This window comes from Methylobacterium sp. D54C, assembly GCF_053345595.1.
The window spans coordinates 631698-643884 of record NZ_JBKFAK010000001.1 but is presented as its reverse complement, the minus strand read 5'-3'; the positions used below and the strand labels follow the sequence as shown (position 1 = coordinate 643884).

The following is a 12187-nucleotide window of genomic DNA, read 5'->3' as shown; positions in this document are numbered from 1 at the left end:
CATCGACGTCGCGGGAGGGCGGGCGTTCGTGTTGAAACTCGCGCGCGGCGACCGTGGCCGGAACGTCCTGCTGCTCGGCATCAGCCTCCTCTTCGTCGCCGCCGGCCTCGGGATGATCGCCACCGGCGCGGATGGCGGCGTCACGACGACGGTGTTCTTCGGCGTGTGCGCGGCCGTCGCCGTGTGGCAGCTGCGGCCGGACCTGCTCGAATCCGAGAGCCGGTCGGCGGGGTCGCTGGCGGCGCAGTTCCCCGGCCCCGTGATCCTGCGCGCCTCGGTGCGGAAACTCCTGTTCCTGGCCCTGATGGCCGCCGGCTTCGGCGGCGTCACGCTCTGGATGGTGCTGCACGAGGCGCCCTCCACGACGATGCAACTGCTGCTCTGGCCGGGCGTCGCGCTCTTCCTCGGCGGCGTCCCGTTCCTCATCCTCACGGCGATCCGCGGCTCGGCGCTGCACCTCGACGAGACGGGCTTCACCGTCGTGCAGCTGGGCCGCGCGCGGCGCGTCCGGTGGCGTGACGTGAGCGTGTTCGAGCCGGTCCCCCTGCCGGGTTCGGGACAACGCCTCGTGACCTTCGACGACGCGAGCGCCGGCGCGACGCGCCTCGGGGCGATGAACCGGCACCTGATCGGGCGCAACGCGGGTCTGCCGGACAGCTACGGGCTGGATCCCGACGCGCTCGCCAGCCTGCTCACGGCCTGGCGCAAGCGGGCCCTGCAGCGGGAGGACGATCGCGTCTGAGGCGCTTCGTTGGCTGCGCCCTGGCGACGAGGTCGCGGTCGGACGGCGCGCCTCAGCGCGTGACGATGCCGGGCTCCTGCCGACCGGGACGGGGCTGCACCACGAGGAGGCCCGCCGAGTAGATCAGCGAGACGAGGAGCGCGACCGTCAGCGCGAGCGCGGCACCGTAGGGCTGGATCATCAGGTGGAGTGTCAGCAGGGTCAGGCCGAAGCCGAACACCCCGCGGATCGCGACGCTCGCCAGCCGCGCCATCGCCGCCCCGCCGATGCGGCGATGGAGGATGACGAAGGCGCTCGTCATCGTGACCGGGAAGGCGGCGATGACCCCGGTCCTGGCGGGGCCCAGCGCCGTACTCAGCGCCAGGAGGGCCGCGACGAACAGCGCGACGGCACTCGCGCGGATCAGCAGGTCCAGCGGGCGCGGCCGCGCGACGACGGCGCTCCGCACGAGGGTCGCGCGCACGACGTGCCGGGTCGAGAGCGCGCCGGCCCCGTAGACCAGGGCGTTGAGCAGGAACGCCGTCGTCGGCGTCCAGGTGAGTGCCGAGACCGGCAGGGCCGCCGCGAGCCACGCGAGGATCGCCGGCCCGAGGGTGGCGGTCATGTCCCGGCCGGCCGCCCGGTGGGCGTAGACGATCAGGAACAGGCCCGTCGCGGCGTTCGCCGCGAAGCCGTTCAGGGCCGCCCCGGCCACGAAGGCGGCGTCGTGCTCCATCGCCATGAACACGTAGGCCGGCCCCGCGGAGACCGGCAGGCTGACGACGAGCGCGCCCCAGACCGGTCCCAGCCACTCGGCCAGGACGGAGGCGAGCACCACCACGGTCCCGGAGGTCAGCGCCCGGATCAGGGCCGTCAGCCAAATCGCCGCCAAGGTCGTTTCCCGCGCGTCGCGCCGCCGACCCGGGGCGGCATCGGAGCCGCGCCCTCGCTATCATGCGCGGCCTGTCCGGGCCAAAGCACCCGGCTGGCGATTCCGCCCGTCTGAAACCGGTCACGGCGACCCGCGAGCGCCGGTGCGCCCCCGGAACCGGGGCGGGCGACCTCAGCCGACAGCGCGCGCGGCTTCCCGGACTTGGCGGGTGGCCGCGTCGACCTGCTCGTTGGCCTGAGCGATCGCCGCCATGCCGCCCGCGATGGTCCCGACCCCGCGGGAGGCCGTGTGCATGCTGCCGGAGATCTCCTGGGTCACCGCCGACTGCTCCTCCACGGCCGCCGCGATCGCCGCCGAGATCTCGTCGAGCGCCCGGATCGTGCCCTGGATCGAGCCGATCGCCGACACCGCCTCGCGTGTGGTCGCCTGCGTCGTGGTGATCTGGTCGCGGATCTGATCCGTGGCCCTGGCGGTCTGCTCGGCGAGCGCCTTCACCTCCGAGGCCACGACCGCGAAGCCCTTGCCGGCGGTCCCGGCCCGGGCCGCCTCGATCGTGGCGTTGAGCGCGAGCAGGTTGGTCTGGGCCGCGATGCCCTGGATCATGGTCACGACGTCGCCGATCTGCGCCGCCTGCCCGCTCAGGCCCTCGACGATGGTGCTGGTGTGCCGGGCCTGCTCGACGGCCTCGCCGGCCATCCGCGCCGCGTGGCTGACCTGCTGGCTGATCTCCCCGACCGAGGCCGACAGTTCCTCGGCGCCCGAGGCCACGCTCTGGATGTCGCCGGACACCCGCCCGGCGAGTTCGACGGCCTCCGCGGTCCGTCGGCCGGTGCCCTCGACCGCCGTGCCGATCGCGTCGAGGTCGGCGCCGATCGCCCGCTGCGCCGCGACGCGCCGGTGGCGCTCCTGGACCTGCGCGGTGATGTCGGCGGCGAACTTGACCACCTTCAGGACGCAACCGCTGGCGTCGAGGATCGGGTTGTAGGTCGCCTGGATCCAGACGTCACGGCCGCCCTTGGCGATGCGGCGGAACTCGCCGCCGACGAACTCGCCCCGGCCCAGACGCTCCCAGAGTTCGCGGTAGCCGGCGCTGGCCCGCTCGGCCGGGTCGACGAACACGCCGTGGTGCTGGCCCCGGATCTCCTCCAGGCGATAGCCCATCGTCTCGAGGAAGTTGCCGTTGGCCTCCAGGATCGTGCCGGCCGGATCGAAGGCGATCACCGCCTGGGACCGGTGCAGCGCCGCGATCTGACCGGCGTAGTCGAGCATCAGCAGCTTCTGCGCCGTGATGTCCGACGCGCACTTGACGACCTTCACGACGCGGCCCGCGCGGTCGAGCACCGGGTTGTAGCTCGCCTGCACCCAGACGTGGCGGCCGCCCTGGGCGATCCGCTTGAACTCGGCCACTTGGCAGGTGCCCTGCCGCAGGGCGTCCCAGAAGGCGTGATACGCCGGGCTGTCCCGGTGCGCCGCCTCCACGAACAGGGCGTGGCGCTGGCCCCGGATGTCGGGCAGGGCGTAGCCCATCATCGTCAGGAAGTTGGCGTTGGCCGTGATGATGGTGCCGTCCGGCTCGAACTCGATGACGGCCTGTGAGCGGTCGAGGGCATCGAATTTCGCCGCCAGACCTTCACGACCGCGCAGGGCGCCGAGCATGATCCCATCCCTTCTTGTCATTGCCGGGATCCCGAGGGCGAACACGCGGTTCTTCTTGGGATCTGCCGCTGATTTACTGTCACGGCATGACGGCCTCGCATAATGATTGCGCACAATCGTGAACGATGACTTAAATCTGAATGGCACAATAGTTCGAGATCGAGAAGGTCTGGGATAGTGCAAAACTACCAGAGCAGTAAATTTTACGCAATCTTTGATCTCAGTGCCGGTAAACTATACAATCGAGAGTACGGATTTCGACGCCGAGATCCGGTGCCGTCATGCTCTCAGGTTGCACGGAAGTTCATATGATAAGGTAGAATAGGATTTCTGGTCTTCGCTGCCGAATCGGCGCACCGCGACGCGATGCAGCTGGATGCCACGCACCGGCACGATTCGACCGACCCGACGCCCGCGGTCGAAGGGACGCGGCCGGCTCCGTCAGATGTAGGTCGAGGCCAGCGCCGGCGAGCCGTCCAGGGCGTGGGCCAGCCTCTCCAGCCCGTGGGTGATCTGCTGCCGGGTCGAAGGGCCGCCGAGGCAGAGGCGGACGGCCTCGGGCGGCGTCCCCGCGACGCAGAAGGGGTCGCTGCCGACCACCCCGAGACCCGCCGCGCGGCCCTGGCTGGCGAAGGCCGAGCGCGTCCAGCCCGCCGGCAGGGTGATCCAGACATGGAAGGCGTGCGGGTCCGCGACGTAGGCCTCGGCGGGCAGCAGCGCGGCCGCGAGGCTCTGGCGCGCGGCCGACTCGGCGCGGACGAAATCCACGATGGCGTCCGCCGTCCCGTCCGTGATCCAGCGCGTCGTCAGCGCGGTCGAGATCGGCGACGCCATCACGGTGGCGGCGCGCAGGGCGTCGCCGAGGGGCAGGGCAGCCCGCGCGTTCGGGGCGACCAAGAAGGCGAGGCGAAGGCCGGCGCCCAGGCACTTCGCGACGCCCGCCACGTAGTAGGTGATCTCGGGCGCCAGTTCGGCGAAGCTCGGCGGCGGTGCCGGGCAGATGCGCGCGTAGGCGTCGTCCTCGATGATGGTGACCGCGTAGCGGCGGGCCGTCGCGATGACGGCCTCGCGCCGGGCGCGGGACAGGGTCGCGGTGGTCGGGTTCTGCAGCAGGGGATTGAGGTAGAGCGCCTTCGGCGCCCCCCGCGTGCAGGCGGCCGCGAAGGCGTCGGGGTCGAGCCCGTGGCGGTCCATCGGCAGGCCGACGAGGCGCAGGCCCCGGTGCGCCGCGAGGGTCCGGATGCCCGGATAGGTGATGCGCTCGGCGCAGATCGTGTCGCCCGCCTGCGCGACCTGTCCCAGGATGCTGGACAGGGCGCTGTGCGCGCCGGGGCAGATCAGCAGGCGCTCGCGCGCCGCCGCGATCCCGCGACCCGCGAGCCAGCGCAGCGCGGCCTCCTTGTCCGCCTCCGTCCCGCCGAAGCCCTGGTAGCGCAGGAGGTCGGCGAGATCGCCCGAGAGCTCCGCGAAGGACGACCGCATGCGGGCCCGCAGGCCGGGCAGGTCGGGTTCCGGGGGCAGGTTCATGGTGAAGTCGACCAGTCCCGGCCGCCGGGGAAGGGCTGGCCCAGCGGTGCGGGCGGCGTCCGCCGGGTCGACCACGAAGGTGCCCCGGCCGACCCGGCCCTCGATCAGGCCGCGCCTGTGGGCCTCGACGTAGCCGCGGGACACGGTCGTGAAGTTGAGGTCGAGCGTGGCGGCGAGCGCGCGCTGGGTCGGCAGGCGCGTGCCCGGAAGCAGGTGGCCGGTCCGGATGTCGTCCGCCAGCGCGTCCGCGATGGCCAGGTAATGGGGCTTGCCCCAGCGCCTGAGGTCCGGCGTCCAGATACCGGCCGCGTCGCCCCGGTCGACCGACCGTCCTCCCCGCCCGCCAGCCTTCATCCGTCCAGCACCCGCGACCTGAAAACCGATCAATGATCGATTGTATGGCTTGCAAGCGCCGTACCGGGCGCGTGACGGCCTATCACGGCGCGACTGATGCGTGCAATGCGTACAATATTCGTCGCCGAAGCGCGCGTCATCTGGCGACGACGTGCGCAAATCCTGATGATTAATTGTGCGTCGTCGAGTAGAACCGGGCGGATCGACTTCGCTCAATTGATCGTATCATTGTATGCATCGCAGGGCGCGTTATTGAATGCATTCCTGACGGCTCCGATCTGGCACATGGCTTGCCATCCGACTGTCTGAACGTGCGCAGCACCCCCTGCCGCCGGTCAGACCATCGAGGAGCGTGAGCAATGCCTGCCGTGAACCGCGAGCCGCACAAGAAGGGCGACGTCCTGGTCGACTACGAGGAGAAGGTCTTCGAGGACGTGAAGGCCGAACCCGGCCAGAAGGCCCTCGTCACCTTCCACACCGTGGCGTTCGAGGGCTCGATCGGCCTCGTCAACCTGCTCCAGGCCACCCGCCTGCAGCGCAAGGGCTTCGAGACCTCGATCCTGCTCTACGGCCCCGGCATCACCCTCGGGGTCCAGCGCGGGTTCCCCCGGCTCGGCGACGAGGCGTTCCCGGGCCATCTCAACTTCAACAACCAGCTCGAGAAGTTCATGGCCGAGGGCGGCAAGGTCTACGCCTGCCGCTTCTCGACACAGGCGCTGTACGGGCACAGTGAGGCGGCCTTCATCGAGGGTATTCGTATGATTAACCCCCTCGACGTGCTCGACTGCATCCTCCTGCACAAGCGCGACAACGCGGTGATCATCGACACCTGGACCGTCTGACGGCCGCGCCAACGCCCCCGGCGGCCGCGCGCGACGCGCGCAGCCGCTGGCTCAGCCGGAGGACCACCCATGTCAGAGACCCAGATCGTGCGGGCTGCCGCGATCCAGATCGCGCCGGACCTCGACCGCCCGGACGGCACCCTGGAGCGCGTGCTCAACGCCGTCGACGAGGCCGCCGCCAAGGCCGCGCGCTTCATGGTCTTCCCCGAGACCTTCGTGCCCTACTATCCCTACTTCTCGTTCGTTCTCCCGCCCGCGCTCCAGGGGCCCGAGCACCTGCGCCTCTACGAGCGCGCGGTCGCCGTGCCGGGTCCGGTGACGCAGGCGGTCTCCGCGGCCGCGCGGCGCCACGGGGCCGTGATCGTGGTCGGGGTCAACGAGCGCGATCACGGATCGCTCTACAACGCGCAGCTGATCTTCGACGCGGACGGCGCCCTGAAGCTCAAGCGCCGGAAGATCACGCCGACCTACCACGAGCGCATGATCTGGGGGCAGGGCGACGGCGCCGGCCTCGCCGTGGTGGAGACGGCGGTCGGCCGCGTGGGGGCGCTCGCCTGCTGGGAGCACTACAACCCGCTCGCCCGCTACGCCCTGATGGTGGGCCACGAGGAGATCCACGCCGCGCAGTTCCCGGGCTCCCTCGTCGGCCAGATCTTCGCCGACCAGATGGAGGTGACGATCCGCCACCACGCCCTGGAAGCGGCCTGCTTCGTGGTCAACGCCACCGGCTGGCTCACCGACGCGCAGGTCGCGCAGGTCTGCCCGGACGAGCGCCTGCGCGGCGCCTGCCGCGGCGGGAACTGCACCGCCATCGTGTCGCCCGAGGGCAAGCACCTCGCCGATCCCCTGGGACCGGGCGAGGGCATCCTGATCGCCGACATGGATCTCGCGCTGGTGACCAAGCGCAAGCGGATGATGGACTCGGTCGGCCACTACGCGCGGCCGGAGCTCCTCAGCCTGCTCCACGACGACCGCCCGGCCGCCTTCGTGCAGCGGCCGGCCCGTTCGCAGACCGCCCCCCGGAGCCCCGACCATGAGCAGCAGCCCGCTTCCGACGCGCCGTCCCATATCCCCGACGGCCCCGACGGGCCTGATCGGGATGCCGACGGAGCGCCTGATCAACGCGTTGCAATCCTGCGGCGTTAGGCTCGCCGACAGCCGCGCCGGCGCGCCGAGCCGCCGCGGCGGCGCCGGCCCCTCGGACCACAAGGCGATGACCATCGCGGGCCGCACCGTGATGGTGCCGGTCCACACCGAGGCCGCCTTCGACTCGCCCTTCCTGGTGCGCCCGCCGGACGCGGACGGGATCGCGGTGATCGAGCACGCGGGCGTCGTGGTCGGCCACGTCACTTTCCCGGGCCGCCCGCGCTTCTATGCCCTCTCCACCTTCGACGGCGTGCCCTACGCGAAGATCGCCGTCCTGCACGGGCGCGACGTGCTGGCCACCACGGTGCTGCAGACCTGCATCCGCTACCAGAGCCGCGCGAAGACCTGCCAGTTCTGCTCGATCGGCCAATCGCTGGCGGCCGGCCGCACGGTGGCCCGCAAGACGCCCGAGCAGCTCGCCGAGGTCGCCCGCGCCGCCGTGCTGCTCGACGGCGTGAAGCACATGGTCATGACCACCGGCACGCCGAACGCCACCGACCGCGGCGCCGCGATCCTGTGTGAGAGCGCCTTCGCGGTGAAGGCGGCCGTCGACCTGCCGATCCAGGCCCAGTGCGAGCCGCCCGACGACGACCGCTGGTTCGAGCGGATGAAGGCCTCGGGCATCGACGCGCTGGGCATGCATCTCGAGGCCGTCACGCCCGAGGTGCGGGCGCGGATCATGCCCGGCAAGGCGGGCGTGCCGCTGGAGCGGTACTACGACGCCTTCGCGGCCGCTGTCCCGGTCTTCGGGCGCGGCCAGGTCTCCACCTACATCCTCGCCGGCCTCGGCGACGCGCCGGAGGCGATCCTCGCGATGGCCGACCGGCTGATCGGGATGGGCGTCTACCCGTTCGTGGTGCCCTTCGTGCCGATCTCCGGCACGCCGCTGGAGAGCCATCCGGCCCCCGGGCCCGACTTCATGCACGCCGTCCTGAAGCCGCTCGCGGAGATGCTGGGGCGGGCGAACCTCCGCTCCACCGACATCAAGGCCGGCTGCGGCCGGTGCGGTGCCTGCTCGGCGCTTTCCACCTACGAGCGCGCCGGGGAGGCGGCCTGATGTTCGACCCCGTTCCGCCGTACCGGCCCAGTCACTTCCGGGTGAAGGTCGCGGTCGCGCCGTGGGAGCGGCGCGCCTGCGCCGCCCTGCGGCGGCAGGTCTTCTGCGCGGAGCAGGGGATCTTCGCCGAGGACGACCGCGACGCGATCGACGCGCACGCCGTCCCGATCTGCGCCCTCTCGACGCTCGGCGGCGACGCGGACGCCGTCGTCGGCACCGTGCGGATCCACGAAGACGGCGCGCGCCCGGGAACGTGGTGGGGCTCGCGCCTCGCCGTCGCCAAGCCTTACCGCAGCGCCGCCGCCCTCGGCACCGGCCTCATCCGGGTCGCGGTGTCCTCGGCCCACGCGCGGGGCTGCACCCGCTTCCTCGCGCATGTCCAAGAGGGCAACGTCGCGCTGTTCGAGGCCCTGCACTGGGAGAGCCTCGACGCGCTGGACCTGCACGGGCGGCCCCACCGCCTGATGGAGGCGGACCTCGCGGCCTACCCCCCGATGCACGATCCCGAGCACGGCCTCCTCACCTTCCGCAGGTCCGCGTGACCGCCGGGATCGACGTCCGGGCGCTGGCCCGCCAGATCCGCGAGGCCCGCGGGGTCGGCCACAAGCGCGACATTGACGCCGTGGTGCGGCGGCTCCGGCTCGGGAGCCGGCACGCGGCCGTGCCGGTCGGCGACGATTGCGCGGCGATCCCCGACGGCGACGGGCACCTGCTGCTGGCCATCGAGGGCTTCCTCGACAGCTTCGTGGCCGACGATCCGTACTTCGCGGGCTATTGCGGGATCATGGTCAACCTGAGCGACGTCGCCGCCATGGGCGGGCGCCCGCTCGCCGTCGTCGACGCCCTCTGGGCCCGGGACGCCGGGGCCGCAGACCCGATCCTGGCCGGCCTGTCCGACGCCGCCGCGCTCTACGGCGTCCCGGTGGTCGGCGGCCACACCAACACCCGCGCGGCCGCCGGCAACCTCGCGGTCGCGGTGCTCGGCCGGGCGGGACCGCGCCTGCTGACGAGCTTCGACGCCGCGCCCGGCGACGACCTCGTCGCCGCCATCGACCTGCGCGGGCGCTTCCGCGATCCGCACCCCTACTGGGACGCCTCCACCGGCGCGCCGGGCGCGCGGCTGCGCGGCGACCTCGCCCTGCTGCCGGGCCTCGCCGAGGACGGCCTGGCCGGCGCCGCCAAGGACATCAGCATGGCGGGCATCGTCGGCACGGCGCTGATGCTGCTCGAATGCTCCGCCGTCGGCGGCGTCATCGACCTCGACGCGATCCCGCGGCCCGACCACGTCCCGCTCGCGCGCTGGCTGACGGCGTTCCCGAGCTTCGGCTACCTCGTGAGCGTCCGCCCCGACCGCACGGCGGCCGTCACCGCGCGCTTCGCCGAGCGCGGCATCGCGGCGGCCCGGATCGGGGGCCTCGACGCCGGCCGGGCTGTCCGGGTGCGGGACGCCTCGGGCGCCGAGGCCGTCGTGTGGGACTTCGCCGCCGGCCCACTGATCGGCTGCGGCAGGGACGGCCCGGGGGCGACGCCGTGAAGGCGCTGCGCGTCGCCCTCCTGACCCACTCCACCAACCCGCGGGGCGGGGTCGCCCACTGCCTCGCCCTCGCCGAGGCGCTGTGCGAACTCGGTCACGCGGCGGTGGTCCACGCGCCCGACCCGTCCGGCCGCGGGTTCTTCCGGGACGCGTCCTGCGCGACCGTGGCGGTCGCCGCCGAGCCGGTCGCGGGCGGGACGGTCGACCTCGTGCGGGCCCGCATCAACGACTACCTGCGCCACTTCGCGAGCCCGGCGGCCCGCGACTTCGACGTGTTCCACGCCCATGACGGCATCGGCGGCAACGCCCTCGCGACCCTGAAGCACCGGCGCCTGATCCCGGGCTTCGTCCGGACCGTCCACCACGTCGACAGCTTCGCCGACCCCGTGCTCGCGGGCTGGCAGGACCGCGCGATCCGCGAGGCCGGCCGGCTGCTCTGCGTCAGCCGCCTGTGGGCCGACTGGATCCGGGACGCGATCGGCGCCGAGGCCGGGATCGTCGGCAACGGGGTCGACCTGTCGGTCTATCGCCCCGCGGCCGCGGAGGGCGACGCGGCTCTGCGGGCGCGCTGGTGGCTCGGCGCGGGGCCGATCGTCCTCAGCGTCGGCGGCCTCGAGGAGCGCAAGAACAGCCTCGGCATCATCGCGGGGTTCGCGCGCCTGCGGACGCGCCACCCGCACGCCCAGCTCGTCGTCGCGGGCGGAGCCTCGCTCCTCGACCACGCCGGCTACCGCGAACGCTGCCGCGCGGCCCTCGTCGCCGCGGGTCTGGAGGTGGGCCGCGGCGCGGCCGTCATCGAGACGGGGCCCGTCGCGCAGGCCGACATGCCGGCGCTCTACCGGACCGCGGACCTGCTGGCCTTCCCGTCCTGGACCGAGGGGTTCGGCCTCTGCGTTCTGGAGGCCATGGCCTGCGGAACGCCGGCGATCGTCTCCGACCGGCCGCCCTTCACCGAGTACCTGACGCCGGCCGACGCGCTGTTCGTCGACCCCGCCGACCCCGACGGCATCGCCGCCGCCATGGCGGCGGCGCTGGAGCCGCGGACCCGCGCCCGCCTGCGGGCGGCGGGGCTGGAGCGCGCGGCCGCCCATTCCTGGCGCGCCTGCGCGACGCGTCACCGCGACGCCTACGCCGCCTGCGCCCGCGGCGCGGCAGCCTTCACGGAGTTGCAGCCATGACGACAACGACCCGTCACGTTCCCGTCGCCGTCGTCGGCGGCGGCCAGGCCGGCCTCTCGGTCAGCTACCACCTGAAGCAGCGCGGCATCGCGCACCTCGTCTTCGAGAAGCACACGGCCGCGCACACCTGGGCGACGCAGCGCTGGGACACGTTCTGCCTCGTCACCCCGAACTGGCAGTGCGACCTGCCGGGCCACCCCTACGACGGGCCGGACCCGGATGGGTTCATGAGGAAGGACGAGATCGTCGCCTACCTGAAGGCCTTCGTCGCCAAGGTGCGGCCGCCGCTCCGCGAGGGCGTGGCGGTCACGCGCGTGGCGCGGCGCGACGACGGCGTGTTCGCGGTCCGGACCTCGGAGGGCGACTACACCGCGGACGAGATCGTGGTGGCCTCTGGCGGCTACCACACGCCGATCATCCCGCGCATGGCCGAGAAGCTGCCGCCCGCGATCACCCAGATCCACTCGAATCAGTACCGGAACCCGGCGCAGCTGCCCGACGGCGCGGTCCTGGTCGTCGGCTCGGGGCAGTCCGGCGCGCAGATCGCCGAGGACCTGCATCTCGCCGGACGGGAGGTGCATCTCGCCGTGGGCGACGCACCCCGCTGCGCCCGCTTCTACCGCGGCCGCGACGTCGTCGCGTGGCTCGCCGACATGGGCTACTACGAGAAGACCGTCGACGATCACCCGCTGCGCGACGGCGTCCGGGACAACACCAACCACTACGTGACCGGTCGCGACGGCGGCCGGGACATCGACCTGCGCCGCTTCGCCCTGGAGGGCATGGCGCTCTACGGAGTCCTCGAGGACTACGCGGCGGGCGCCCTCCGCTTCCGGGACAACCTCCGGCCCGCGCTCGACCAGGCCGACCGGACCTACAACGGCATCAACGCGGCCATCGATGCCCATATCGACGCGGCCGGCATCGCGGCGCCGGTCCAGGCGCCCTACGCGCCGGTCTGGGAGCCGGGCGAGCCGGTCACCGCGCTCCCCCTCGAAGGGGCCGGCATCGCCAGCGTGGTCTGGTGCATCGGCTTCGCGCCGGATTTCCGGTGGCTCGACGCGTCCGTGTTCAACGGCGCCGGCCAGCCGAAGCACAGGCGCGGCGTCACGGCCGAGGCGGGCATCTCCTTCATCGGCCTGCCCTGGCTGAACACGTGGGGCTCGGGGCGCTTCGGCGCGGTCGGCCGCGACGCCGAGTACATCGTGCAGGTGATCGAGGCGCGCCTCGGCGCCGGTGCGGTCGGCCTGAAGCGGGCGGTGTGAGCCGGATCATCATCC

At 72.6% G+C, this 12187-nt stretch carries 11 protein-coding genes; 8 read left to right on the top strand and 3 right to left on the bottom strand.

All coding sequences use genetic code 11. From position 1 onward, the window contains the following. The first annotated feature begins 28 nt into the window (after window positions 1–28). Entirely contained in the window at window positions 29–742 is a 714-nt protein-coding gene (locus tag ACLBYB_RS03265) for a hypothetical protein (RefSeq protein ID WP_447697834.1), read from the top strand. A 52-nt stretch (window positions 743–794) separates the two neighbouring features. Here ACLBYB_RS03265 and ACLBYB_RS03260 read toward each other — a convergent pair whose 3' ends face one another. The 3 genes from ACLBYB_RS03260 to ACLBYB_RS03250 all read right to left on the bottom strand — a co-directional run bounded on the left by ACLBYB_RS03260 (window position 795) and on the right by ACLBYB_RS03250 (window position 5150). Next, on the bottom strand, window positions 795–1613 hold the full coding sequence (locus ACLBYB_RS03260) for a hypothetical protein (RefSeq protein ID WP_091978477.1): 819 nt from the start codon (window positions 1611–1613) through the stop codon (window positions 795–797). Window positions 1614–1784: 171 nt separating this feature from the next. Further along, on the bottom strand, window positions 1785–3269 hold the full coding sequence (locus tag ACLBYB_RS03255) for a methyl-accepting chemotaxis protein (protein ID WP_447697833.1): 1485 nt from the start codon (window positions 3267–3269) through the stop codon (window positions 1785–1787). A 441-nt stretch (window positions 3270–3710) separates the two neighbouring features. Beyond that, window positions 3711–5150 (bottom strand): aminotransferase-like domain-containing protein, encoded by a 1440-nt coding sequence (locus tag ACLBYB_RS03250; RefSeq protein ID WP_447697832.1) that lies wholly within the window; start codon window positions 5148–5150, stop codon window positions 3711–3713. A gap of 359 nt (window positions 5151–5509) precedes the next feature. Between ACLBYB_RS03250 and ACLBYB_RS03245 the strand changes: the two genes are divergently transcribed. The 7 genes from ACLBYB_RS03245 (at window position 5510) to ACLBYB_RS03215 (ending at window position 12172) form a co-directional block, all read left to right on the top strand. Then, window positions 5510–5992 carry an MSMEG_0572/Sll0783 family nitrogen starvation response protein gene (locus tag ACLBYB_RS03245; RefSeq protein WP_020091615.1) on the top strand — a complete coding sequence of 161 codons (483 nt, stop codon included), beginning with the start codon at window positions 5510–5512 and terminating at the stop codon, window positions 5990–5992. A 69-nt stretch (window positions 5993–6061) separates the two neighbouring features. After that, window positions 6062–7138, top strand: coding sequence for a Nit6803 family nitrilase (locus ACLBYB_RS03240; protein WP_447697831.1), 1077 nt, complete (start codon window positions 6062–6064; stop codon window positions 7136–7138). Continuing rightward, window positions 7092–8195: an MSMEG_0568 family radical SAM protein gene (locus tag ACLBYB_RS03235; RefSeq protein WP_091678853.1), complete on the top strand. Its 1104-nt coding sequence runs from the start codon at window positions 7092–7094 to the stop codon at window positions 8193–8195. The genes ACLBYB_RS03240 and ACLBYB_RS03235 overlap by 47 nt, the downstream gene beginning before the upstream one ends. After that, complete coding sequence (locus ACLBYB_RS03230; RefSeq protein ID WP_447697830.1) at window positions 8195–8737, top strand: MSMEG_0567/Sll0786 family nitrogen starvation N-acetyltransferase; 543 nt, start codon at window positions 8195–8197, stop codon at window positions 8735–8737. The genes ACLBYB_RS03235 and ACLBYB_RS03230 overlap by 1 nt, the downstream gene beginning before the upstream one ends. Beyond that, window positions 8734–9729 carry a sll0787 family AIR synthase-like protein gene (locus tag ACLBYB_RS03225; protein WP_447697829.1) on the top strand — a complete coding sequence of 332 codons (996 nt, stop codon included), beginning with the start codon at window positions 8734–8736 and terminating at the stop codon, window positions 9727–9729. Before ACLBYB_RS03230 ends, ACLBYB_RS03225 begins: the two co-directional genes overlap by 4 nt. Next, window positions 9726–10907: an MSMEG_0565 family glycosyltransferase gene (locus ACLBYB_RS03220; protein WP_447697828.1), complete on the top strand. Its 1182-nt coding sequence runs from the start codon at window positions 9726–9728 to the stop codon at window positions 10905–10907. The genes ACLBYB_RS03225 and ACLBYB_RS03220 overlap by 4 nt, the downstream gene beginning before the upstream one ends. Next, on the top strand, window positions 10904–12172 hold the full coding sequence (locus ACLBYB_RS03215) for an MSMEG_0569 family flavin-dependent oxidoreductase (RefSeq protein WP_447697827.1): 1269 nt from the start codon (window positions 10904–10906) through the stop codon (window positions 12170–12172). The genes ACLBYB_RS03220 and ACLBYB_RS03215 overlap by 4 nt, the downstream gene beginning before the upstream one ends. Window positions 12173–12187 lie beyond the last annotated feature (15 nt).